The organism is Ruegeria sp. CI1 (genome assembly GCF_056536925.1).
Map to the genome: position 1 here is coordinate 43602 of NZ_JBQFQP010000020.1, position 23119 is coordinate 66720.

The 23119-nt window shown below is 59.5% G+C and carries 20 protein-coding genes; 8 read left to right on the forward strand and 12 right to left on the reverse strand.

Annotation, left to right across the window (positions count from 1 at the left end):
- Positions 1–62 precede the first annotated feature (62 nt).
- From ACR0LZ_RS19465 to cobU, 3 genes are read right to left on the reverse strand one after another with little or no spacing between them, the layout of a single operon-like run.
- Positions 63–944 (reverse strand): glutathione S-transferase N-terminal domain-containing protein, encoded by an 882-nt coding sequence (locus tag ACR0LZ_RS19465; RefSeq protein ID WP_480751768.1) that lies wholly within the window; start codon positions 942–944, stop codon positions 63–65.
- A gap of 58 nt (positions 945–1002) precedes the next feature.
- Entirely contained in the window at positions 1003–1581 is a 579-nt protein-coding gene (locus tag ACR0LZ_RS19470) for a histidine phosphatase family protein (RefSeq protein ID WP_480751770.1), read from the reverse strand.
- The gene (gene cobU, locus ACR0LZ_RS19475) at positions 1578–2099 is read right to left on the reverse strand and encodes a bifunctional adenosylcobinamide kinase/adenosylcobinamide-phosphate guanylyltransferase (RefSeq protein WP_480751825.1); all 522 of its coding nucleotides are present in this window, start codon (positions 2097–2099) and stop codon (positions 1578–1580) included. Before cobU ends, ACR0LZ_RS19470 begins: the two co-directional genes overlap by 4 nt.
- A gap of 100 nt (positions 2100–2199) precedes the next feature.
- Between cobU and ACR0LZ_RS19480 the strand changes: the two genes are divergently transcribed.
- From ACR0LZ_RS19480 to ACR0LZ_RS19500, 5 genes are all read left to right on the forward strand, one after another.
- Positions 2200–3078, forward strand: coding sequence for an RNA polymerase factor sigma-32 (locus tag ACR0LZ_RS19480; protein WP_480751771.1), 879 nt, complete (start codon positions 2200–2202; stop codon positions 3076–3078).
- Positions 3075–3905 (forward strand): ChaN family lipoprotein, encoded by an 831-nt coding sequence (locus tag ACR0LZ_RS19485; RefSeq protein ID WP_480751773.1) that lies wholly within the window; start codon positions 3075–3077, stop codon positions 3903–3905. Before ACR0LZ_RS19480 ends, ACR0LZ_RS19485 begins: the two co-directional genes overlap by 4 nt.
- 80 nt (positions 3906–3985) lie before the next feature.
- Entirely contained in the window at positions 3986–5182 is a 1197-nt protein-coding gene (coaBC, locus tag ACR0LZ_RS19490) for a bifunctional phosphopantothenoylcysteine decarboxylase/phosphopantothenate--cysteine ligase CoaBC (RefSeq protein ID WP_480751774.1), read from the forward strand.
- A gap of 48 nt (positions 5183–5230) precedes the next feature.
- Positions 5231–5686, forward strand: coding sequence for a dUTP diphosphatase (dut, locus tag ACR0LZ_RS19495; RefSeq protein WP_480751776.1), 456 nt, complete (start codon positions 5231–5233; stop codon positions 5684–5686).
- Positions 5686–6732 carry a HesA/MoeB/ThiF family protein gene (locus ACR0LZ_RS19500; protein ID WP_480751778.1) on the forward strand — a complete coding sequence of 349 codons (1047 nt, stop codon included), beginning with the start codon at positions 5686–5688 and terminating at the stop codon, positions 6730–6732. The genes dut and ACR0LZ_RS19500 overlap by 1 nt, the downstream gene beginning before the upstream one ends.
- A 16-nt stretch (positions 6733–6748) precedes the next feature.
- Here ACR0LZ_RS19500 and ACR0LZ_RS19505 read toward each other — a convergent pair whose 3' ends face one another.
- Positions 6749–7963, reverse strand: a complete 1215-nt coding sequence (locus ACR0LZ_RS19505; RefSeq protein WP_480751779.1) for a trans-sulfuration enzyme family protein — start codon at positions 7961–7963, stop codon at positions 6749–6751.
- Positions 7964–8104: 141 nt separating this feature from the next.
- On the opposite strand from ACR0LZ_RS19505, the gene ACR0LZ_RS19510 reads away from it, so the two are divergent.
- Entirely contained in the window at positions 8105–10120 is a 2016-nt protein-coding gene (locus tag ACR0LZ_RS19510) for a M3 family metallopeptidase (RefSeq protein ID WP_480751781.1), read from the forward strand.
- Positions 10121–10177: 57 nt separating this feature from the next.
- On the opposite strand, the gene ACR0LZ_RS19515 is transcribed toward ACR0LZ_RS19510, so the two are convergent.
- From ACR0LZ_RS19515 to ACR0LZ_RS19540, 6 genes are all read right to left on the reverse strand, one after another.
- Positions 10178–11110, reverse strand: a complete 933-nt coding sequence (locus ACR0LZ_RS19515; protein ID WP_480751782.1) for a 2-hydroxyacid dehydrogenase — start codon at positions 11108–11110, stop codon at positions 10178–10180.
- 18 nt (positions 11111–11128) lie between these two features.
- Positions 11129–12268 carry a rod shape-determining protein RodA gene (gene rodA / locus ACR0LZ_RS19520; protein WP_480751784.1) on the reverse strand — a complete coding sequence of 380 codons (1140 nt, stop codon included), beginning with the start codon at positions 12266–12268 and terminating at the stop codon, positions 11129–11131.
- Positions 12265–14211 carry a penicillin-binding protein 2 gene (gene mrdA, locus ACR0LZ_RS19525; RefSeq protein WP_480751785.1) on the reverse strand — a complete coding sequence of 649 codons (1947 nt, stop codon included), beginning with the start codon at positions 14209–14211 and terminating at the stop codon, positions 12265–12267. Before mrdA ends, rodA begins: the two co-directional genes overlap by 4 nt.
- Positions 14208–14747 (reverse strand): rod shape-determining protein MreD, encoded by a 540-nt coding sequence (locus ACR0LZ_RS19530; RefSeq protein ID WP_480751786.1) that lies wholly within the window; start codon positions 14745–14747, stop codon positions 14208–14210. Before ACR0LZ_RS19530 ends, mrdA begins: the two co-directional genes overlap by 4 nt.
- Positions 14740–15642 (reverse strand): rod shape-determining protein MreC, encoded by a 903-nt coding sequence (gene mreC / locus ACR0LZ_RS19535; protein ID WP_480751787.1) that lies wholly within the window; start codon positions 15640–15642, stop codon positions 14740–14742. The genes ACR0LZ_RS19530 and mreC overlap by 8 nt, the downstream gene beginning before the upstream one ends.
- Positions 15643–15703: 61 nt before the next feature.
- Positions 15704–16750, reverse strand: a complete 1047-nt coding sequence (locus ACR0LZ_RS19540; protein WP_480751789.1) for a rod shape-determining protein — start codon at positions 16748–16750, stop codon at positions 15704–15706.
- 154 nt (positions 16751–16904) lie between these two features.
- On the opposite strand from ACR0LZ_RS19540, the gene ACR0LZ_RS19545 reads away from it, so the two are divergent.
- The gene (locus tag ACR0LZ_RS19545) at positions 16905–17690 is read left to right on the forward strand and encodes a 23S rRNA (adenine(2030)-N(6))-methyltransferase RlmJ (protein ID WP_480751790.1); all 786 of its coding nucleotides are present in this window, start codon (positions 16905–16907) and stop codon (positions 17688–17690) included.
- Between the two features lie 114 nt (positions 17691–17804).
- Entirely contained in the window at positions 17805–19547 is a 1743-nt protein-coding gene (locus ACR0LZ_RS19550) for an adenylate/guanylate cyclase domain-containing protein (protein ID WP_480751791.1), read from the forward strand.
- Between the two features lie 58 nt (positions 19548–19605).
- On the opposite strand, the gene ACR0LZ_RS19555 is transcribed toward ACR0LZ_RS19550, so the two are convergent.
- Both ACR0LZ_RS19555 and ACR0LZ_RS19560 read right to left on the reverse strand, forming a co-directional pair.
- The gene (locus tag ACR0LZ_RS19555; protein WP_480751793.1) at positions 19606–21177 is read right to left on the reverse strand and encodes a 2-isopropylmalate synthase; all 1572 of its coding nucleotides are present in this window, start codon (positions 21175–21177) and stop codon (positions 19606–19608) included.
- Positions 21178–21556: 379 nt separating this feature from the next.
- Complete coding sequence (locus ACR0LZ_RS19560; protein ID WP_480751826.1) at positions 21557–22999, reverse strand: MORN repeat-containing protein; 1443 nt, start codon at positions 22997–22999, stop codon at positions 21557–21559.
- Positions 23000–23119 lie beyond the last annotated feature (120 nt).

Genomic DNA, 23119 nt, shown 5'->3' on the forward strand with positions numbered 1-23119 from the left:
TTCTCCTGCTCATGGTTAACAGGAGATTGCTAGCGTCATTTGAGTTTAAGAATGGTTAAAGCCTACCATGAATAACGACCGACCATGTCCACGAATTTGGGCCAGGCGTGCGGATCGGCGACGGTTTTGTCGCGGCAAAAGCGATTGCAAAAGCCCCATCGCTTCCCTTCCAGCTCAAGGAAATGCGTCACAGGTTTGCCGGAATAAGGGCAAACCGAGTTGATCGGGGGGCCGGTTTCAACGGTGTTGGCCTGCAATTCACCCCCAACGGGCCATGATTCGGTCGGCAGATCCTTGGAATAGGGAAATGGCTCATATCGAACCGTAAGCCCCATCGCGCGCCATTGCCGCAAAGAGATATCCTTGAGCAGTTCGAGGCAATACTCACGATTGCCAGCCGAAACCGGCAGGCCATATCCAATGATGCGCGCGGCTACCGGAGTATAGAATACATCCGCCAACGAATAGTTGCCGAACAAGGGGCCGGAATCGCAGCCAGATACCGAACGGGCATGCGCCCAAAGTGTCTGAACGCGATCCACGTCCACTAAGGTTCCAGACGACGGCACGAAGCCCTTGAAGCAATGCTTCAGCTGCATTGGGCATTCACTTCGCAGCGTATGAAATCCGGCTGCCATTTCAGCGCAAAGCCACCGGGCCGTGGCGCGCGCAGCCGGATCATCTGGCCAAAGGCCCGCATCCGGATGATTTTCGGCCAGTGTCTCTGCTATGGCCAGGCTTTCCCCTACGATCGTTCCATCCGGCAATCGAAGAACCGGGACAAGGCGGGCAGGGGCCAGCGGCTGCATATCCGCGGCCATAGTGCCGGAATAAAGGCCAACAATGTGCGAGCGATAGGGGATACCGAATTTCTCAAGCATCAACCATCCGCGAAGGGACCAACTGGAAAACAGCCGGTCACCGATGAAAAGATCATATGTCATGCGTTGACGTTATTCGTGGTTTCAACGATCAGAAAACGATCATTTGTGAGTGGCGTCATCACGGCAGGTGATTGATCCGCCCTACCGACCATCCGGTGTCCAACCTGATGATCTCTGTGACGGACAGGTTGTCGATCCGGTGGCCAAAAGCCTCTTCTGCATTGATCTCCAATGCGCGCTGCACCTGACTGAGTATGACGCCAAAATGGGCCACGATGATCAGATCGCGCGCCCGATGGGTTGAAATCAACGCATCGATGGTATTGTCCACCCGCGCACGTACCTCGTTCCAGCTTTCTCCCTGCGGAGGGCGAACATCGCCCGGAAAGTCCCAATACGCGCGGGCCAGATGGGGGTCTTCGGCTTCGATCTCGGTATGTGATCGCAACTCCCAGGTACCGAAATTGATCTCCCGAAGACCGGCATGATGCGGTAACCGTCGTCGTGGGCCCTGAATGGCGCTCGCGGTATCAGCAGCGCGGGATAAGTCGGAGGAAATCACCAGGGCGTCTTGGGGAAGATGCGCGGCCAGACGCGCAATTGCCGCGTGATCACTCAAGTCGGCGGGAAGGTCGGACCAGCCGACCATTGTTTTGGCGTGGGTCGGGCCGTGGCGAACGAGGTGCAACCGGGTCACGGCAATCGCCCTTTCAAGACCGTAGGTAATCCTGCGGTGACCTGAACCACCAGATCGGCCTGCGCGGCCAAGGCGATGTTGAGCCGCCCTTGCGCTTCCCGGAACCGCCGCGCCAGCGCGTTGTCGGGCACGATGCCTTGACCGACTTCATTGCTGACGATGACTACCTGTGCAGCACAGTTTCGCAAAGCGACCTGAAGGTTCGCCGTTGCCTGTTCCAGATCGTTTTCGGCAAGCAGGTGGTTTGTGAGCCACATGGTCGCGCAGTCAATCAGGCAGACCTGATCTGAAGTCAGCTTGGAAAGGTGGGGTTCCATATCCAAGGGAGATTCGATTGTGGTCCAGCCATCGCCGCGTTGTGCAATATGTTGCTCAATTTTTAGGCGCATCTCTTCATCAAACACTTGTGATGTGGCGAAATAAACGCGAGTTTTCTTAGTCGAAACAACGAGTTGCTCGGAAAATGCTGATTTCCCCGAAGCTGCGCCTCCAAGAATTAAGGTTAAACTGGGATGCACTTTTATTACCTTTCTAGTGATCCACTTGGTTTTGTCCTGCGTATCGACCGTATCAAAGCATGACAAGACCAACCCCGAGCCTGCAAATTGGGAGAGATGCATGGCACTGGACAACCCGCAAGAACTGTCGATTTCCAGACAGGCCATGAAGGCGGAACTTCTGGACGCCAAAACGGAACTGCGTCTGGCTTATGCTTGGCGCGACGAACGGGATGTTGAGGCGCTGCACCGCTTGATCAATGCCTACATGCGGTTGGCCATTTCGATGGCTGCAAAGTTCAAACGTTATGGCGCGCCGATGAATGACCTGATCCAGGAGGCCGGGCTTGGTCTGATGAAGGCCGCCGACAAATTCGATCCTGACCGTGGCGTACGCTTTTCAACCTATGCGGTCTGGTGGATCAAAGCCAGCATTCAGGACTATGTCATGCGCAACTGGTCGATGGTGCGTACCGGGTCTACTTCGTCACAAAAATCCCTGTTCTTCAACATGCGGCGGGTTCAGGCGCGGCTGGAACGGGAAGCGGTGAACGATGGTGTTGCGCTGGACAAACACCAGTTGCATCAGTTGATCGCGGCCGAGATCGGCGTTCCCCTTCGCGATGTCGAGATGATGGAGGGGCGGCTGTCGGGTTCGGATTTCTCTCTGAACGCCGTGCAGTCCGCTGAAGACGAGGGGCGCGAGTGGATAGACACGCTGGAAGATGAACGCGAACAGGCGGCGGAAGCGGTTGAAAACAGACACGATACCCGACAATTGCGTGAATGGCTTGTAACTGCGATGCAGGATCTGAACGAGCGCGAGCGGTTCATAGTGCGCGAACGCAAGTTGCGCGAACCGGCGCGCACGCTTGAAAGTCTTGGGCAGGAATTGAACTTGTCCAAAGAGCGAGTGCGACAATTGGAAGCCGCAGCCTTTGCCAAGATGCGCAAGTGCCTTGAAGCGCAATCGCGCGAGGTGCAACACTTCCTCGCATGAGACATATTTCGATTCTGATTGGTGCCTGTGTGGCATTTCTGACCGCTCCGTTTGGGGCGGCTTTGGCGTCTGATTCAATTCCGGCGGACGTGCTGGAACAGATGCAGCAGGCCGACGTTGTTCTGCTTGGCGAAACCCACGACAACCGGCACCATCATCTGCGTCAAGCCGAAGCCGTCGCGGCGATAAAACCCAAGGCGGTAGTCTGGGAAATGCTGACCGAAGAAGGCGCGGGGCGGGTCACGGCACAGGCGGTGTCTGACCCTGAGCGGTTGGCGATAACGCTGAAATGGGCTGAACTCGGCTGGCCGCCGCTGTCAATGTACCTCCCCGTGTTCAAGGCTTCGGCGGGGGCGCCGGTCTATGGCGGGCTGGTTCCGCGACAGGCCGCTCAGGCTGCGATGGAAAGTGGCGTGGTGGCGGCCATGGGCGCGGACGCCGCACGATATGGTTTGACGATACCTTTGCCAGCCGTTGAACAAGCGGCCCGTGAAGCCGATCAGCAGGCGGTCCATTGCGATGCGATGCCGCCAGAGATGCTGCCAAACCTTGTTGCAATTCAGCGCCTGCGAGATGCAGTTCTGACGCGGGCGATCTTGAGGGCAATCGAGGAAACCGGAGGTCCGGTTGCCGTCATCACCGGCAACGGGCACGCCCGCAAAGATCAGGGAATTCCCACATTTCTGACCAGGATGGAGCCGGGACTGCGCGTGTTTGCGTTGGGACAATCCGAAGACGGGGTGATAGGCGGCACGTTTGATGCAGTGATCGACAGCCCGGCGGCAAAGCGTGACGACCCTTGCGAGGTTTTCCGGAAAGAGGACTAGGCTTGCACTGATTATCCGCTGGCACATGCCAAGGCTCTTGCCTAATGTCAGGGCCGTCCGGATTGTGAGAGAGGCTGGGAATGCTGGCGTCGAAACGTATCTTGCTGATCATCGGGGGCGGGATTGCTGCCTATAAGTCGCTCGACCTGATCCGGCGTCTTCGTGAGCGAGGTGCGTCAGTGACACCGGTGCTTACAAAGGCCGGTGAAGAATTCGTAACCCCGTTGTCGGTTTCGGCTTTGGCTGGCGAGAAAGTCTATGGCGATTTGTTCGATCTGACGGATGAGGCCGAGATGGGCCATATTCAGCTGTCCCGTTCAGCCGATTTGGTGGTTGTTGCTCCAGTGACTGCAGATTTGATGGCCAAGATGGCGGCGGGTCTGGCGAACGATCTGGCCTCGACCCTTCTGATGGCGACAGACACGCCGGTCTTGTTGGCTCCCGCGATGAACGTGCGTATGTGGGGCCATCCCGCGACACAACGCAACCGGTCGCTCCTCGCTGCGGACGGGATCAGTTTCGTCGGTCCGAACGAAGGCGACATGGCCTGCGGCGAATACGGGCCGGGTCGCATGGCGGAGCCGATGGAGATCGTGTCCGCAATCGATCAGGCGCTGGGCAATGGCCCTCTAATGGGCAAGCGGATACTGGTGACGTCCGGGCCGACGCACGAACCGATCGACCCCGTTCGATACATCGCCAACCGATCTTCTGGGGCGCAGGGAACAGCCGTCGCACGGGCGCTGGCGGCTTTGGGGGCCGAGGTGGTTTTCGTGACTGGTCCTGCCGAGGTTCCGCCGCCCGCTGGGGTTCAGGTGATACGGGTTCAGACGGCGCAGGAGATGTCGGAGGCGGTGGACGCAGCCTTGCCAGTTGATGCCGGAGTTTTTGCTGCGGCAGTGGCGGATTGGAGGATGGCAAGCGCCTCGGACCGCAAGTTGAAGAAAAGCCGCGATGGATTACCGGTTCTGGACTTTGCCGAGAATCCCGACATCCTCAAACGCGTATCGCAGATGCAGACGGGCAGACCCGGACTGGTTGTGGGATTTGCTGCGGAAACCGATAATGTGATCGAGCACGCAACCGCCAAACGGGCTCGCAAGGGGTGCGACTGGATCGTGGCAAACGATGTCAGCCCCGCAACCGGGATCATGGGGGGAACCGAAAACGCTGTTGTTCTGATCACGGACGCAGGGGCCGAGGAATGGCCACGGATGGGCAAGGACGCGGTTGCGGTACAACTGGCTCAACGGATAGCGGCGGCACTGACCGAGTGAGTTTGCCTTGAGTGACCAATTTGAAGCGAAATAGCGAGGGGCGTGGAAATGGTGGCAATCCGTGTGATCCGGGACGAAGGCGCTGATCCCGATGTGGCGTTGCCGTCATACGAAACAGTGGGCGCCGCGGGTGCCGATGTCCGCGCCAATCTGCCCGACCGGGGCGTCATCACGCTGGAGCCGGGGCAGCGTGCGTTGGTGCCGACGGGTTTGAGGATCGAGATACCCGAAGGATTCGAGGTGCAGGTGCGGCCACGATCGGGGCTGGCACTCAAGCATGGGATCACCCTGCCCAATACGCCGGGTACTATCGACAGCGACTATCGCGGGCCACTTGGCGTAATCGTTCTGAACGCCGGGCAGGAACGGTTCGAGATCGCCCATGGCGACAGGATCGCGCAACTGGTGGTGGCCCCGGTGCTGCAGGCGCGTTTTGAGTTGGCCGAGGCGCTGTCGGATACCACGCGCGGTGCAGGCGGCTTTGGGTCGACGGGGCGCGGCTGATGCTTTTGGTTCTGGTTGTTGCCGCCGCGTTGTGGGGGCTTGGTTTCGCTATGGGGGTGTCACGCACGGCGCGGCTGATCCCGGTTGGCATCCTGTTCACTGGCGTTTTGCTGATACAATTCCTTTTGCCGGACGGCCATGGTTTGCGCGAAGCGACAGGAAAGTCGCCGGCGCTTTGGCTCATTCTGGGTGGGATGGTTGTTCTGGCGCTTGTCTATGCCCGCCTTCTTTCGGTATTGCACAGGAGGGCTGCTGCGAACCCCTCAGAGGAGACACCGGTGCCACAGGGCAAGTTTTCCGACAGTGAGCTGGAGCGCTATGCCCGCCACATTGTTTTGCGCGAACTTGGCGGACCCGGGCAGAAAAAACTGAAACACGCCAAAGTTCTTGTGATTGGTGCCGGGGGGCTGGGCGCACCCGCGTTGCAATACCTTGCGGCTGCCGGGGTGGGAACCATAGGCGTGATCGATGACGATGTGGTCGAGAATGCCAACCTGCAACGCCAGGTGATCCACAGGGACGCCGATATCGGAACGCCCAAGGTGTTTTCCGCACAATCCGCGATGGAGGCGCAAAATCCCAATGTCGTTGTGCGCCCCTATCATCGCCGCCTGACCGAAGAGATCGCGCAGGAGCTGTTTGGCGACTATGATCTTATCCTCGATGGCACCGACAATTTTGACACCCGATATCTGGCCAATCGCACCGCAGTGGCGCTGGGCAAGCCTCTGATCTCGGGGGCGCTGGCACAGTGGGAGGGGCAACTCAGCGTATTCCACCCCGCGAAAAACGGTCCTTGCTATCAGTGCATCTTCCCCGCAGCTCCGGCTGCCGGCCTTGCTCCGTCGTGTTCCGAAGCCGGTGTAATCGGGCCGTTACCGGGGGTTGTCGGGTCAATGATGGCGGTGGAAGCAGTCAAACTGATCACCGGGGCAGGTGCCCCCTTGATCGGCGAGATGCTGATCTATGACGCGCTTTACGGCGAATCCCGCAAGATCACGCTTGGCAAGCGCGCCGATTGTCCGGTTTGCGGGTCAAGCGACTGACGGGCGAACCCTTATCCTACCCCAGTGCGCGATCAAGGTCCGCAATCAGATCCTCGGTATCTTCCAATCCCACCGACAGGCGAAAGACTCCGTCGCCGGCATAGGCGCTATAGGCCTCCAATTGCGCGCCCTCAAGACGGAATGATGTCTCCATCAGACCTGCTGTTTCCATCCAGAAAATCAGCGACCGGTGATGGCCCAGAGATACCGCATAATGGATCACTTCCAACCGGTCGATCATCTGTTGTGCCATGCGCCGCCCAGTGGCGGCATCCCCAACCTGGAACGAGATCATGCCTGACATGTTGCGCATCTGTCGTGCGGCCAGTTCCGCCTGCGGGTGCGACGGAAGGCCGGGGTAGATCACTTTGGTCACGCGCGGATCGGTATCCAGCCATTCCGCAACAGCCTGTGCGCCCATTTGGTGCGCCTTCATTCGCAGTGGAAGGGTTGCCGCCCCTCGTGCGATCAGCCATGCGTTGAAGGGCGACAATACACTGCCATGGTGAATGGCTGCCTCGGCGCGCATGCGTCCGATCAGATCGGCAGACCCGGCCACCGCGCCACCGACTGCGTCGCCATGTCCGCCTATTTGTTTCGTGATCGAGTGCATCACCAGATCGACGCCCAGTCCCGCCGCATCCATGCCCAAGGGCGAAGCAAATGTAGCGTCGCAGCTCAGCAATGCATTTGCTCCCTTGGCGAGTTGCGAAACGGCCGCCAGATCGGTCAGCCGCCCGATCGGATTGACCGGGGTTTCAGTGTGGATCAGTTTCGTGTCTGGACGGATAGCTGCTGCGACGGCTTCCAGATCGGACATGTTCACTGCCGTCACCTCGATTCCCATCCGGGGCAGTGTGTCGCGTGCCAGTTCCGCTACTCCGGCATAAGAGACATCCGAGATGACAATATGGTCCCCTGCCGAGAGGAACGTGAAGAAAATGGCCGACGCGGCGGCCATGCCCGATGCCAGACACAGGCAGGACTCGGTTCCTTGCATGGCGGCAATCTTGGCTTCCAGCATTGCGACAGTGGGGTTGTTCCAGCGGGAATACAGATATCCCCCGGTTCCTTCTTCCAGATCATGAGCCGAGAACCCCGCCACCTGATCGGTCACGAAGGTCGAGCTCATGTGCAGTGCCGGGGCCGAAGCGCCTGTGGCCGCGTCCGGCCTTTCGCCAGCGTGAATGGCAGTAGTCATGGGGCCGCGGTGTCGGTCGGTTCTGGTCATGTCGTATCTCCCGTTTGGATCAACCTGCTTTTGTTGCAGCTGTATCGCAACCGGACATATGACAATGCGTGCTGTTTTGAGTGTCGCACCACTGGACCAATCCGACGCGCGAACCTAGCTTGACCAGCAAAGGAGACATTCATGACCAACCCGATCCTTGCCGACTGGCAGACCCCATTCGAAATCGCCCCCTTTGACGACATCAAAGATGACGATTTCGAACCCGCGCTTGAGCAGGCTCTGGCCGCCCACAAGGCCGAGATCGGAGCAATTGCCTCCGACCCAGAAGCGCCGAGTTTTACCAACACGGTCGAGGCGCTAGAGGCGGCTGGGGATCTTGTCGACAAGGTGCTCGGCGTGTTTTTCACCGTTGCCGGGGCGGACAGCAACCCGAAACGCGAAGAGTTGCAGCGGGCCTTTTCACCCAGGCTGGCTGCGCATTTTTCCGAGATTTCGTCAAACAAGACGTTGTTTCGTCGTGTGGCCGCCGTATGGGATCAGCGGGACGAGTTGAACCTGACCGACGAACAACAGCGGGTTCTGATGCTGACCCATCGCGGCTTTATCCGGGCAGGGGCCGCGTTGGAAGGTGCGGATGACGTTCGGATGAAGGCAATCAAGTCCCGGCTTGCCGAACTTGGTACGGCCTTTACCCAAAACCTTCTGGCGGATGAGCGCGACTGGTTCATGCCGCTTTCCGAAAACGATCTCGAAGGATTGCCGAAATTTGTCGTCAGTGCTGCACGTGAGGCGGGCAAGGAAAAAAACGTGGAAGGACCGGTCGTCACTTTGTCGCGGTCTCTGATCGCGCCCTTCCTGCAGTTCACACCGCGCCGCGATCTGCGCGAGAGGGCTTATCGCGCTTGGGTCGCTCGCGGGGCCAATGGCGGGGAAACCGACAACCGGGCTCTTGCGACCGAGATCCTAAAGCTGCGCGAAGAACGCGCCCGGTTGCTCGGATATGACAACTTCGCGGCCTACAAGCTGGAAACCGAGATGGCCCGCACACCCGAGCGTGTGCGTGACTTGCTGATGCAGGTTTGGGAGCCGGCCAAGGCGCGGGCCGAGGCGGATGCCAAGGTGTTGACCGACATGATGCAGGCCGACGGAATCAATGGAGAGCTAGAGCCGTGGGACTGGCGCTATTACGCGGAAAAGCGGCGCAAGGCCGAACATGATCTGGATGAGGCCGCGCTCAAGCCATATCTGCAACTCGATCGGATGATCGAGGCCGCGTTTGCCTGCGCGAACCGCCTGTTCGGTCTGGAATTTCGCCCGCTGGACGTCCCGCTCTATCATCCCGATTGCCGCGCATGGGAAGTGACGCGGGGCGGGCAACACATCGCGGTGTTCATCGGGGATTATTTCGCGCGGGGCTCGAAACGGTCGGGCGCGTGGTGTAGCGCGATGCGGCAACAGGCGATATTCCCCAAAACGCAAGCGCCTGTGGTCATCAATGTCTGCAACTTCGCCAAAGGCGATCCGGCCCTCTTGTCCTATGACGATGCACGCACGCTGTTTCACGAATTCGGCCATGCCTTGCACCAGATCTTGTCGAATGTGACCTATGAGAGCATTTCGGGAACGTCGGTCGCGCGGGATTTCGTGGAATTGCCCAGCCAGCTTTATGAGCACTGGCTGGAAGTGCCCGAAGTTCTGTCTGAATTCGCGACCCATGCCGAAACCGGTGAACCGATGCCGCCACAGATGCTGAAAAAGGTCCTGGAAGCCGCGAATTTTGATCAGGGCTTTCAGACGGTCGAATATGTGGCATCGGCGCTTGTCGATCTGGCCTTTCACGACGGCGTGGCCCCAGCCGACCCGATGGCGAAACAAGCCGAGGTTCTGGCGGAACTCGGGATGCCTCATGCAATCGGCATGCGCCACGCCACGCCGCATTTTGCCCATGTCTTTGCAGGGGACGGATACAGCTCGGGGTATTACAGCTACATGTGGTCCGAGGTAATGGATGCGGACGCATTCTCAGCTTTCGAAGAAGCGGGCGGCGCATTTGACCCGGAGCAGGCAAAGGCACTGGAAGACAACATTCTGTCGACTGGTGGGTCGAAAGAGGCAGAAGAGTTGTATCTGGCGTTCCGTGGCCGCATGCCGGGTGTCGATGCCCTGCTCAAGGGGCGTGGATTGATCGCTGCCTGAACGCGCAGATTTCGCCTCTGGCGACCGTGTTTTGCACGAAAAGAAAAGGGCGGGAGGTCAGTATCCCGCCTCGCGATCCACCAGATGCAGCAACGGTTCGCCGGATTCGCTGCGACGGATGTTGTCGACGATCACCTGAGCGGCTGTCGCCGGGCGGGTTTCCGAGGCGATATGCGGCGTTACTGTGACTTTGGAATGTGACCAATAGGGATGGTCCTTGGGCAGTGGCTCGGTTCGGAAAACATCAAGTGTGGCATGACCGATTTGGTCCGTGTCCAGCGCTGCCAGCAATGCATTGTCGTCAATCAACGGGCCGCGGCCGGGATTGATGATCCGGGCGCCCTTGGGCATCAGCGCCAGTGTTTCCGCATTCAGGGTGTTTTCCGTCGCGGGCGTGTCCGGCATAAGCAGAACGGCTATCTCGGCGGTCGAAAGCGCCTGATGCAATCCTTCCGTTCCGCTGAAACAACGGATTCCAGGGAACTCCTTGAGTGTACGAGACCAACCGGTGACGTCGAAATTCAAGGCCACCAGCGCTCGTGCCGCAGCCTCGCCCAAGGCGCCAAGGCCAAGAATACAGACGGTACGATCCTGTGCCAGTGGCGGAACCTTCTGCAGCCAGTCCCCGTTCAGGCCATGAATGTGGGCATCCATGCCAAGGTGATACCGTAAGACGTGGCCGACAACCCATTCTGTCATCCCCTGCGTCAAGCCATGATCGACCATCCGCACCAACGGCACCGTCAGGGTTTTGTTTCCCACGATAGTCTCGACACCTGCCCATAAGCTCAGAACCGCCTTGAGGCGTGTCATCGGGGTGAAATCCTGCAAACCTCCATTGGGGGCATACACAACATAGTCGACTTCGGCAGGGTCGAATTGTGTGTTTAGAGTGAAATCCAGCCCGGCATCGCTTAGATTCCGAAGCAGCAGTGGCTCGTAGATTGGCCAAAGGGCAGGGCGGGCGGAGAAAAGCACATTGATTGTCAAAGTCACAGCTTTCGGCGGTTATCGGGGATTGTGGATGTGAGCGCTTTGCACGATGCCAAAGGCTGCCATCAGAACCAACATCGCCGACCCGCCATAGCTGACCATCGGCAGCGGGACGCCAACGACGGGGGCCAGGCCCATCACCATGGACATGTTGACCGCGAAGAACAGAAAGAAGTTGAGCGAGATTCCGAGCGTGACCAGTGACGAGAAACGGTCTTTTGTTTTCAGCGCCGTGGCCAGGCAGAACACCAGTATCAGCGTATAAAGGGACAGAAGCGAAAAGCCGCCCACGAACCCGAATTCTTCGGCCAGAGTGGTGAAGATGAAGTCGGTGTGCTTTTCGGGCAGAAAATTCAGCCGCGACTGGGTACCCTGCATGAAACCGCGCCCGTTCCAGCCGCCTGACCCCAATGCGATCTTGGACTGGGTGATGTGATATCCGGCACCCAAGGGATCGGTCGAGGGGTCCAGAAAGGTGTCGATGCGGCGGAACTGATAGTCCTTGAGCAGTTGCCAGTCGGTATCCCGACTTTTGAATACTGTGGAAATCAATCCGACGCCCGCCGCGATGACTGCAACAAAATAGGCCCAGTGGACCCCGGCCAGAAACATCAGGCCGCCCCCCGCCGCAAGCAGCAGGATCGACGTGCCAAGATCGGGTTGTTTGAGAACCAGAGCAGTCGGCAAGAGGATCAGAAGTACCGGCAGAAGTACCCAAAGCGGGCGTGATGTCTTGTGCTCGGGCAGCCAATCGTAATAGGCCGCAAGAACCATAACCAAGGTAATCTTCATCAATTCCGACGGTTGCAGCCGCATGAACCCAAGATCGATCCAGCGCTGTGCGCCCATGCCGACCGTGCCCATGATCTCGACCAGAACCAAAAGTGTGATTGAGACCAGATAAGCCAGAACTGACATGTTGCGCCAGAACCAGATCGGGACCATGGCCACCACGAACATGACCACCAACCCAAGCCCAAAGCGCTCGATTTGGGGTTTGGCCCAGGGGGTGAATGAACCGCCCGCCACCGAGTAAAGCATCAGAAACCCGACACTGGCCACGCTGGCCAACAACAGGGTAAGCGGCCAGTTCAAATACAGAAACTTGCGAAACCCGGTGGGCGTGGATTTGACGGAATGCTCAAGATAGCTCATGCACGATCTTTCTCGTCTGGACGTGCCTTAGGTCGCTGATCGCTTTCGATCCTTGCCTGCTGTTCCTTTATTTGTTCGCGATCAGCGACCGGATAAGCTTCGAGCGGCGGAGTTCCCTCGTACAGCGCTTGTAGCATGATGTCCCGCGCAACCGGGGCAGCGGCCTTAGATCCGCCACCGCCATGTTCGACCACGACCGAAACCGCGTACTTGGGATTTTCGAATGGGGCAAAGCAGACAAAAAGCGCGTGGTCTCGGCGTTCCCAAGGAAGGTCCTCGTTCCGGATCACCCCGGCGGCCCGTTCGGCAGCGGTGATGTTGCGTACCTGACTGGTGCCGGTCTTGCCCGCCATCCGAAAGGCGTCTTCGATGATGCGGCTGCGATAGGCCGTACCGCGCCGGTCGTTCGAGACGGCAAACATAGCCCGGCGCAACTGAAGAAGGTTGTTCTGGTTGATGTCCAGCGCCTCACCCGCCCCCGAGGGCTGTTCCATTCCGTCAATGGACTTGACGAGTCGGGGCGTGACCGCGCGACCAGTGGCGATGCGCGCGGACATCACCGCCAACTGCAGCGGCGAGGCCAGCATGAAGCCTTGGCCGATCGATGAGTTCGCCGTATCGCCAATCAGCCATTCCTGACCGTGAACGCGGGATTTCCATTCCTGGTTCGGGGCAAGCCCTTCGGCAACGGCGGACATTGGAATGTCGTGCCTGATGCCCAAGCCGAATTTGTTGGCCATCTCCGATATCCGGTCGATACCGACCTTCAGTGCGACGTCATAGTAATAAACGTCGCAGCTTTGCTTGAGCGAGTTGAGCAGGTTCATGTGCCCATGCCCGCCGCGCTTCCAGCAGTGGAAGCGCCGACTGCCGACCTTGTGGAAACCGGGACAATAGACCGTGTCCTCGGAACCGATAATCCCCGCTTCAAGCGCGGCCATCGCCGTGATCATCTTGAAGGTCGAACCGGGCGGATAAGTGCCCTGAACGCTCTTGTTCGCCAGCGGGCGGTATTTGTTCTCGGTCAGCGCCCGGTAGTCCGCAACAGATATTCCGCTGACGAACAGGTTCGGATCAAAGCTCGGAGCCGAAGCGATGGCTCGCAAATCGCCGGTTTCGCAGTCAATGACAACGGCAGCCGCGCTTTCGCCTGCCAACCGTGCCTGTGCGTATTGTTGCAGGTCCGCGTCGATCGAAAGTTGCAGGTCGGCCCCGGCCTGACCTTCGCGCCGGTCAAGCTCGCGCATGATACGGCCCGTTGCGTTGACCTCGACCCGCTTCGCCCCGGCCTTGCCGCGCAGGATGTCTTCTTTCTTGGCCTCCAGGCCCACCTTGCCGATCTGGAAACGCGGGATGCGCAGCACCGGTTCCGGATCGGACATCTGGCTGAGATCATAGTCGCTGACCGGGCCGACATAGCCTACAACATGCGCGAAATCCTCATAGCGGGGATAGGCGCGGGCCAGACCGACCTCGGGCGTTATGCCGGGCAGGGCGGGCGCGTTGATGGCGACCTTCGAGATATCTTCCCACGTCACGTGATCGGCAAGTGTCACTGGCAGGAAAGGTGCCGAGCGGCGCATCTCGGCGCGGGCACGTTCCAGTTCTTCCTCGCTGAGCGGGATAAGCTTGGAGAGGTTGGCAATGACCTGTTCGACGTCTCCGGCGTCTTCGCGCACGATGACGATTCGATATGAAGGAGAGTTCTGACCGATAATCTTGCCGTTGCGGTCGAAAATCTCTCCTCGGTTCGGTGGGATCAGGCGAATGTTGATCCGGTTTTCCTCGGCCAGAAGACGGAACTGGTCGGCCTGCTCGACCTGCAAGTGTCTCATCCGCATGGTCAGCCCGCCGATGAATGCCGCTTGCATCCCGCCAAGGACCAGTGCGCGCCGTGAAAATCGGCGGTGGATACGGCCAAGCTCTTTGGGATTGCGTTTCATGCGCGACCTCCCAATGCTTCCGTCTCGGCGGCAGTCAGCCGCCTTATGCCAAGGACCGATTGACTGACCCAGACAACAAGCGGATATGCGGCAATGGTCAGAACAAGTTGCAAGGCAACCAGCCAGATCGAAACCAGTTCGACCGAGGTCAGGCCGAGGATGAGGCGATTACCAAGTGTTATCGCGGTGAGAACAGTGGCCACGGTTATCCATTCGCCGACAATACCTGCATCCCGGGTCGTGGCGGAAATTGTCCTCAGATAAGCACAGGCTCCGACGGTCAGAGCAGACAGCAGGCCTGGCGGGCGCTGCAATAAAAGATCTGCCATAAGCATTACAAAGGCGACGAGTAGTATCGGAACATAGTCAGGACGCCGCAATGTCCAGGCAAAGGTCATGGCGAGCAGCAGATCGGGCGGGGCCCATCTGGAGGGCAAAGTGTTCAACGGCAGCAGATGAAAGAACAAGATGACCAAGGCCACCCCGGCATAGAGCGCACGCATCATCCACGGATAAGAGGGTGACAGCCTATCCATCCGCGGCCTCCTCTGGTTGCAGCGCAGCCGCAGGGCGGTCCGGCGTCACGATGCCACCGGGATCGGAGATCGGCTGGGCCGGATGATAACGCAGCACGCGCAGAAACTCGAGACGCTCGAAATCCGCAGACAGCCTGACCCGCAGGCGACCTCCGGGGTCTTGGGCGACCTGTCCGATCAGCAAACCAGCGGGAAAGACGCCACCATCCCCCGACGAAACTACGCGGTCTCCGGGGCGCACCAGTTCTCGGTTTTCCAGAAAATCGATTGCGGGGGCGGCGGTGTTGTCCCCGGCCACCAAAGCCGTCTGGCCCGATGGCTGGATTGTGGCAGGTATCGAACTGGCGGCATCCGTCAACAGGATCACCCGCGCGGTATCGGCGCCGACGCCGGATATCCTTCCGACAAGCCCGATCCCGTCCATCGCAGCCCAGCCGTCGACGATGCCATCCCTCGCCCCCACATTCAGCAGAACCGATTGCCGGAAAGGAGAACCGCTGTCTGCCATCACGACGCCGGTGATATAAGTCAGGCGTGGATCGAGGCGTACGTTGTTGAGATCGAGCAGGCGCGCATTTTCCTGTTCCAGCTGCAACGCAGCTTCTTTCCACGCCCGCATCTGCCGCAATTCGCTGCGCAATTCGCGGTTCTGTTCACTCAGCCGCTGATAACTCTGGAAATCCCGGAAAAGGTTGATGGCACCGGTTACCGGCACCATCGCCCACTCCATGGAGGGGACAACCTCGTCTACGACGTGCGCGCGGAACCTTTCGACCCGGGGGCTGTCTATCCGCCAGACCAGAAAGATGCCGAAAAGGCACAGCAACAAGACCCCCAAAAGCAGGCGGCGCAGGGGGGCGGTAAAGTCGTCACGCTGTGATCGGTCCTTTGCCACGGGACTCCCTCGGGTGCATGTCGCGCCGTTGCGTTGACACTTGGGTCAGAGGGTGCGCGCCTCAGCTGTCGTAGTCAATCGCGTGGCGCAGTTGTTTTTCATATTCCAGGGCTTTTCCGGTGCCGAGCGCAACGCAGTTCAGGCTTTCATCCGCGATGGAAACGGCCAACCCGGTCTGTTCGCGCAGCGCCAGATCCAAATCGCCCAACAGGGCACCACCACCGGTCAGCATCACGCCACGGTCAACGATGTCGGCGGCCAGATCCGGCGGGGTGGTTTCCAACGCGGTCATCACAGCCTCGCAGATCTGCTGCACCGGCTCCGACAGCGCTTCTGCCACCTGCGCCTGGCTGATCTCGATCTCTTTCGGAACGCCGTTCAGCAGGTCGCGACCCCTGATCTGCATTGATTGGCCACGCCCGTCATCGGGCATGCGCGCGGTACCGATTGTGGTCTTGATCCGCTCGGCGGTGGATTCGCCCACCAAAAGGTTCTGTTGGCGGCGCAGATAGTTGATGATCGCCTCGTCCATCCTGTCGCCACCAACGCGGATCGATCGGGCATAGACGATATCGCCTAGGCTGAGCACGGCCACTTCGGTCGTGCCGCCACCGATATCCACGACCATGTTGCCGGTCGGATCCGTAATCGGCATACCCGCCCCGATGGCCGCTGCAATGGGTTCGGCAATCAGGCCCGCGCGGCGCGCGCCGGCGCTCAGAACGGATTGGCGGATTGCGCGTTTTTCGACAGGGGTGGCACCGTGCGGAACGCAGACGATGACCTTGGGCTTCGAAAAGGTTGAACGCTTGTGCACCTTGCGGATGAAATGCTTGATCATCTCTTCGGCCGTGTCGAAATCCGCGATCACCCCTTCGCGCATCGGGCGGATCGCCTCGATGGAGCCGGGCGTGCGACCAAGCATCAGCTTGGCATCTTCGCCCACGGCAAGCACCTTTTTGACGCCATCCTTGACGTGATAGGCGACCACGGAAGGTTCGCTCAGGATAATGCCGCGGCCCTTGACGTAAACCAGCGTGTTCGCGGTCCCAAGGTCGATAGCCATGTCCGACGAGAACAGGCCGCCCAGATTACCAAAGATCCCCATGTATGTGGTCCTGCTTGCCAAAATTATTCTTGTTCCCACGACTCGACGGGTCGGGGACGGATGACTTATAGGGCGCGAAGCCGCCCGGTAAAAGGGCTGATTCCACTCAAATCAGCGCCTTTTCGCCTCTTTCGGAAGGACTTTAGAAGCAACCATGCTGTCGTATCAACACATTTACCACGCAGGAAATCTGGCGGATGTGCAAAAGCATGCGTTGCTGGCCTCGGCGCTGGAATATCTGACCCGCAAGGACAAACCGCTGAGCTATGTCGAAACCCATGCGGGGCGCGGCCGGTACCAGCTGGACGGGGCTGAGGCCAAACGCACGGGCGAGGCGGCGGCGGGGATCGAACGCGCCCGGCGCGAGGCATGGTTTGATGCGGGCCACCCCCTGACGCGGGCGCTTGAAACGGTGCAGTCGCGATATGGCGAGACGACCTATCCGGGATCTCCGCTGATCGCGGCAAGCCTGTTGCGGTCGCAAGATAGTTTGCATTTTGCAGAACTGCACCCGCAGGAACACGCCGCTTTGGTTGCAACGATGAAACCCTTCGCCGCCAGGGTTTACAGGCAGGACGGGTTCGAACTGGCGCAATCGTTGCTGCCGCCCTCGCCCCGGCGCGGGATGATGCTGATCGATCCAAGCTATGAGGTAAAGTCCGAGTATGACCGCCTGCCCGGCCTTGTCGCGAAAATGCACCGGGCCTGGAACGTCGGGGTCATCGCGCTGTGGTATCCGATCCTGATTGATGCTCGCCACAAGGCCATGTTGCAGGCACTGGAAGGGCAGAGCCTGCCCAAAACGCTGCGCCACGAAGTGCGGTTTCCGCCTGTGCGCGAGGGGCACAGGATGATCGGCTCGGGCATGTTTTTTGTGAATGCTCCCTTTGGTCTTGAGGATGAAATTGCACGGCTTGACCGGATCTTTGGACGCCTCTGAGGCAACCGCCATCACGGATGTGGCGTCCGGAATGATCCTGCATAGGTTGCGCTCCATCAAAACCCTTGGATATCTACCCGCACCGAGCCTAGAATGCCCTGACGGAGGGGCGCGATGGATCGAAGACTGGCTGCCGTATTGGCCGCAGACATGGTTGGGTACAGCCGATTGATGGAAGCCGATGAGGCGGGAACGCTCGCCCGGCTCAGGACACATCGCATCGAACTGATCGATCCGGCAATCACCAAGAATCGCGGTAAGATCATCAAGACGACGGGGGACGGAATGCTGGTGGAATTCGCCAGTGCGCTTGATGCCGTTGCTTGTGCCGTCGAAGTCCAGAGCCGGATGCTTCGCCGCAATATCGATGTTCCCGAAAGTCAGCGCATCCAGTTTCGGATCGGCATCAATCTGGGTGATATCATATTCGAAGAAAACGACATCTTTGGCAGTGGCGTCAACGTCGCCGCGCGGCTGGAACAGGCGGCAGGGGTGGGCGACGTCGTGATTTCGGGCGCCGTACACGATCAGGTTCGTCAGCAAATGGAGCTGGGTTTCGAAGATTTGGGAGAGCTCGCGCTCAAGAATATTTCGCACGCGGTGCACGCCTATCGCGTAGAACTGGACAAGCCCAAGGCAAGCTCGGCTTCCAAAGACACTTCGAAAGACGAAGACACCCGCGTTGTGAAACCCACAATCGCGGTCCTGCCTTTTGCCAATATGAGCGGCGATACCGAGCAGGAGTTCTTTGTCGATGGCCTGACCGAGGATCTGTTGACCGAGCTCAGCCGCCGACGCGAGCTGTTTGTCATCTCGCGAAACTCGGTTTTCGTCTACAAGGGGCAGTCGGTCAATATTCGCGAGGTGGCCGGGAAACTTGGGGCCCAGTACATTGTCGAAGGCAGCGTGCGAAAGGCCGGAAACCGGGTCAGAATCACCGTCCAGTTGATCGACAGCGTGAACGATGCGCATATCTGGGCCGAAAAATACGACCGTGAGCTGGATGATATCTTTACCCTGCAGGACGAGATTACCGCGGCCGTTGTCGCAACCCTCCCCGGACGGATTGAGGCGTCGAAAACGGATGAACTGGCGCGGAAAAAACCGTCGAGCCTTGCCGCATATGAGTGTGTTCTGGCGGCCAAGGTACTGCACCACCGCAGCACGCCCACAGACAATGCCGAGGCGGTCAAGCTGGTGGATCGGGCCATTGAGCTGGACCCCGATTATGCTCATGCCCACGCGTGGCGAGGCTGTATCCGGGGGCAGGCCTGGGGCTATGGCTGGGATCCGGACACGGTTGCGGCCCTGGCCGATGCCGAAGGCTCGATCAAAAAAGCCGCTTCGCTCGACGACAACGACCCGGATGTTCACCGTCTGATGGCGGCCTTGGAGATTGTGCGCAATAACCTCGGCAAGGCCCGCTATCATCAGGAACGCGCGCTGTCACTCAATCCGAATTACGATCTGGTCGTCGTGCAGATGGGCGAATTGCTGACATGGATGGGCAAGCCCGACGAAGGGGCCGAATGGATCGAAAAGGCAATGCGCTTGAACCCGCATCACCCACCCCGGTTCTGGAGCCACCTTGGCAAGGCGCATTTCTGCGGCCGTCACTATGAACAAGCGATTGACGATTTCCAGCACCTGACCGATCTGGACATAACGCAAAACGCGTTTGTCGCTGCATGCCATGCATGGTTGGGGAATGAGACCGAGGCGAAACGTCATGCCGACGCCGTTCGGGCGGCCAACCCCGATTTCAAGATCAGCGAATTGTTGGCGACGCTGCATTATACGCGCGACGAAGACATAAAACATTTCCAACAGGGTCTGGAAAACGCCGGACTATCCTGAGTTGCCCCGAGAAAATGGCGAGCGGACCCGATCAAGGCCCGCTCTTGATCATGATTGATCAGGTCAGGTCCTTGTAGCTGATCTCGCGCGTATCTGCGCCCGGCCCGGCCTTTTCCCGGCGCACGATCAGGCGGTTCAGCGCGTTGACATAGGCCTTGGCCGAAGCAACCACCGTATCGGTGTTGGCTGACTGGCCGGTAGCGATCATGCCATCCTCTTCCAGGCGCACGGAAACGGTGGCCTGCGCATCCGTTCCTTCGGTCACCGCGTGCACCTGATAAAGCTGCAGGTGCGCCTTGTTGGGGTAAAGCGCGCGGATCGCCTTGAACGATGCGTCAACAGGCCCGTCGCCATGTTCGGTGGCGCTGACATCCCTGCCGTCGATTTCCATTTCGATGGTGGATTCCGCAGGGCCGCCGGTGCCGCAGACGACCTTCATCGACACCAGTTGCAGGTGATCCCTGGCATCGCCGCCCGAATGCATGAGCGCGATGAGGTCATCGTCAAATACCTCTTTCTTGCGGTCCGCCAATTCCTTGAACCGAACGAAGATGTCCTTGAGCTGATTATCCCCAACCTCGTAGCCAAGATTGTTCAGCTTGTCCTTTAGAGCGGCGCGGCCCGAGTGTTTGCCGAGCGGCAAGGACGTTCCGGAGAGGCCGATATCCTCGGGACGCATGATCTCGAAGTTTTCGCGGTTCTTGAGCATGCCGTCCTGGTGGATACCGCTTTCATGGGCAAAGGCATTCTTGCCGACAATCGCCTTGTTGAATTGCACTGGGAAGCCCGACACCGTCGCGACGCGGCGCGAGATATGCATGATCTTGGTGGTGTCGATCCCGGTGTGCCAGGGCATGATGTCGTTGCGGGTCTTCAGCGCCATCACCACCTCTTCGAGTGCTGTGTTTCCGGCGCGTTCGCCCAAGCCATTGATAGTGCATTCGATCTGGCGCGCGCCGCCTGCAACGGCAGCCAGGGCATTCGCGGTCGCCATGCCCAGATCGTTGTGGCAATGGGTGGCGAAGACCACCTCATCTGCACCGGGCACGGTTTCGATCAGGCGCTTGATCAGATCGGCGCTTTCCATCGGCGCGGTATAGCCGACCGTATCGGGAATGTTGATTGTGGTGGCTCCTGCCTTGATCGCAATCTCGATCACGCGGCAGAGGTAGTCCCACTCGGTCCGGGTTGCGTCCATCGGCGACCATTGCACGTTTTCACACAGATTGCGGGCGTGGCTGACGGTCTCGTGGATCTTTTCGGCCATCTCGTCCTGGGTCAGGTTCGGGATGGCGCGGTGCAGCGGTGAGGTGCCGATAAAGGTGTGGATGCGGTTCTTTTCCGCGTGTTTCACCGCCTCCCAGCAGCGGTCGATGTCGGCGAAATTGGCGCGGGCCAGACCGCAAATGCGGCTGTTTTTCGAGCGCTGGGCGATTTCGGAGACCGCCTTGAAGTCGCCTTCGGAGGCGATGGGAAACCCGGCTTCGATGATGTCCACGCCCATTTCGTCGAGCAATTCGGCGATTTCGAGCTTTTCGTCATGGGTCATGGTGGCGCCGGGGCTTTGTTCGCCGTCGCGGAGCGTGGTGTCGAAGATCAAGACGCGGTCTTGGTCGGTCACGTTGGTCATGTCGGTGTCTTTCTTGTCTGTCCTAAAGCCATTTGGCGCGCGGGCGTCCTCCTCTGAGCGGGCGCGCCGGGTGGCACGCTCAGAGGCGGATTAGGATCAGTAGGCCACGCAGAATCGCGCCACGGGTGGTGACGTCGGTGGAGGAGATATCTGCGCGGTTGATCATGAGGCGGAGTTTATACAGCCCCGTGCGGGAATGGGAAGCGGCAAAATGACCGAAATGTACATGGTTCAGACCACGGGTTGTCCGAAATGTACCGATTGCAGAGACGGTGCGAAAATCGAGCGCCTGCGGCGCGCTCTATTGGATTTTCGTTGAGCGACGCTGTCTCTCAAACTCCCTGTGGTATTTGCGACCAGAAAGATGCGGCGAAGCGGGTCAGTCGCTTTGCGTCGCGCCGTCGGCGGGTGCCGGTTGTGCGGTTTCGTCGTTCTGGACCAGCGCGCCGTTTTCCCATGTGCCGGTTTCTTCCTGACCGTCGGAATAACGCATCCGGCCTTCGCCCTGGCGTTTGCCGTTCAGGAAGCTGCCCTCGTAGACGTCGCCATTGGCATAGGTGGCGGTGCCGATGCCGGTGATCTTGCCTTCGGTCCACTGGCCGGAATACCGGAACCCGTCCATCATCACGATCTCGCCCTGACCGTGGCGCTGGCCGTTGGCGTATTGGCCGGTATAAACCGATCCGTCGGGATAGGTGGCCTTGCCTTCGCCGTGGCGCAGCCCGTTGGCCCAGTCGCCGTCATAGCGATAGCCGTCCGGGTATGTCATCACGCCCTTGCCGTGATTGCGGGCGTTGCGGAACTGGCCCTTGTAGACGATGCCGTTGGCATAGACCGTGGTGCCGTCGCCCTCGATCACGCCGGCGATCCAGTCGCCGTCATAGCTGGACCCGTCGGGATAGGTGATCTTGCCCTTGCCTTCGGCCAGATCGGCCTGAAAGGCACCGACATAGATCGAGCCGTCGGGATAGGTCATGCGGCCGTTGCCTTCGATCTGGCCATTGGTCCAGTCGCCGGTATAGCGGAAGCCGTCGGTCCCGACGAAGGTGCCCTGCCCGTGGCGCTGATCGTCCAGAAAGTCGCCCTCGTAGACGTCGCCATCCGCGCCGATGGTCTTGCCCTTGCCTTCGCGGCGGCCGTCGCGGAACGCGCCTTCGTAGACGTCGCCGTTGGGATAGGACAGCGTTCCGGCCCCGCTCATCTGGCCATTGGACCAGTCGCCGGTATAGGACACGCCGTCGGAAAACTGGACCGTGCCTGTACCATTCCGGACGCCGCCGCGCACGTCGCCCTCGTAGACAGAGCCGTCGGCATAGGTGAACTTGCCCTTGCCGTCCTGCTGGCCATCGACCCAGTCGCCTTCGTAGACGTAGTTGTCGGCGACACGCAGCGTTCCCTTGCCATGGTGCAGGCCATTCCTGAATTCGCCTTTGTACTGGCTGCCGCTGGTGAAGACCGCAAGGCCAGCGCCGTCAAAAACGCCGTCCTTCCATTCACCTTCATAGGTGCCGCCGTCGGCATAGACGATCTTGCCCTGCCCGTGCGGTTTGCCCTTGGCAAACTCGCCCTCATAGACAGAGCCGTCGGGAAAGCGCGCGGTGCCCTTGCCTTCGATCTCGCCCTCGATCCACTGGCCGGTATATTCGTAGCCGTTGGGCAGGCGATAGGTGCCAATGCCGTGCTGCAATCCACCTTTGAAGGTGCCCTCATAGACGCCGCCGACTTCGTCTTCGGTGGTCAGGATCTGATCATCTTGGGCCCAGGCGGTTCCGGCCAGCGCGGCGAATGCCGCCGTTGCCATAGTTTTGCGGATCGAGACCATCGCTGCCCCTGTTTGCCTTGATTGCATCAAAAATACGCTGCTCGGTAGGCCGAAACTTAGGATACCGGGGAGGGCGGGGCAATGTCTTTTGCTCCATTGGCCTTTTCCTCGGGGCGCGAT

What these genes read in the sequence shown, in the direction of transcription:
- dut (WP_480751776.1), top strand. Translation starts at nt 5,231, where the DNA reads ATGGTGGCAATCCGTGTGATCCGGGACGAAGGCGCTGATCCCGATGTG.
- coaBC (WP_480751774.1), top strand. Translation starts at nt 3,986, where the DNA reads ATGCTGGCGTCGAAACGTATCTTGCTGATCATCGGGGGCGGGATTGCT.
- ACR0LZ_RS19505 (WP_480751779.1), bottom strand. Translation starts at nt 7,963, where the DNA reads ATGACCAGAACCGACCGACACCGCGGCCCCATGACTACTGCCATTCAC.
- ACR0LZ_RS19560 (WP_480751826.1), bottom strand. Translation starts at nt 22,999, where the DNA reads ATGGTCTCGATCCGCAAAACTATGGCAACGGCGGCATTCGCCGCGCTG.
- ACR0LZ_RS19555 (WP_480751793.1), bottom strand. Translation starts at nt 21,177, where the DNA reads ATGACCAACGTGACCGACCAAGACCGCGTCTTGATCTTCGACACCACG.
- ACR0LZ_RS19545 (WP_480751790.1), top strand. Translation starts at nt 16,905, where the DNA reads ATGCTGTCGTATCAACACATTTACCACGCAGGAAATCTGGCGGATGTG.
- ACR0LZ_RS19480 (WP_480751771.1), top strand. Translation starts at nt 2,200, where the DNA reads ATGGCACTGGACAACCCGCAAGAACTGTCGATTTCCAGACAGGCCATG.
- rodA (WP_480751784.1), bottom strand. Translation starts at nt 12,268, where the DNA reads ATGAGCTATCTTGAGCATTCCGTCAAATCCACGCCCACCGGGTTTCGC.
- ACR0LZ_RS19465 (WP_480751768.1), bottom strand. Translation starts at nt 944, where the DNA reads ATGACATATGATCTTTTCATCGGTGACCGGCTGTTTTCCAGTTGGTCC.
- ACR0LZ_RS19510 (WP_480751781.1), top strand. Translation starts at nt 8,105, where the DNA reads ATGACCAACCCGATCCTTGCCGACTGGCAGACCCCATTCGAAATCGCC.
- ACR0LZ_RS19530 (WP_480751786.1), bottom strand. Translation starts at nt 14,747, where the DNA reads ATGGATAGGCTGTCACCCTCTTATCCGTGGATGATGCGTGCGCTCTAT.
- ACR0LZ_RS19485 (WP_480751773.1), top strand. Translation starts at nt 3,075, where the DNA reads ATGAGACATATTTCGATTCTGATTGGTGCCTGTGTGGCATTTCTGACC.
- ACR0LZ_RS19540 (WP_480751789.1), bottom strand. Translation starts at nt 16,750, where the DNA reads ATGGGGATCTTTGGTAATCTGGGCGGCCTGTTCTCGTCGGACATGGCT.
- mrdA (WP_480751785.1), bottom strand. Translation starts at nt 14,211, where the DNA reads ATGAAACGCAATCCCAAAGAGCTTGGCCGTATCCACCGCCGATTTTCA.
- ACR0LZ_RS19500 (WP_480751778.1), top strand. Translation starts at nt 5,686, where the DNA reads ATGCTTTTGGTTCTGGTTGTTGCCGCCGCGTTGTGGGGGCTTGGTTTC.
- ACR0LZ_RS19550 (WP_480751791.1), top strand. Translation starts at nt 17,805, where the DNA reads ATGGATCGAAGACTGGCTGCCGTATTGGCCGCAGACATGGTTGGGTAC.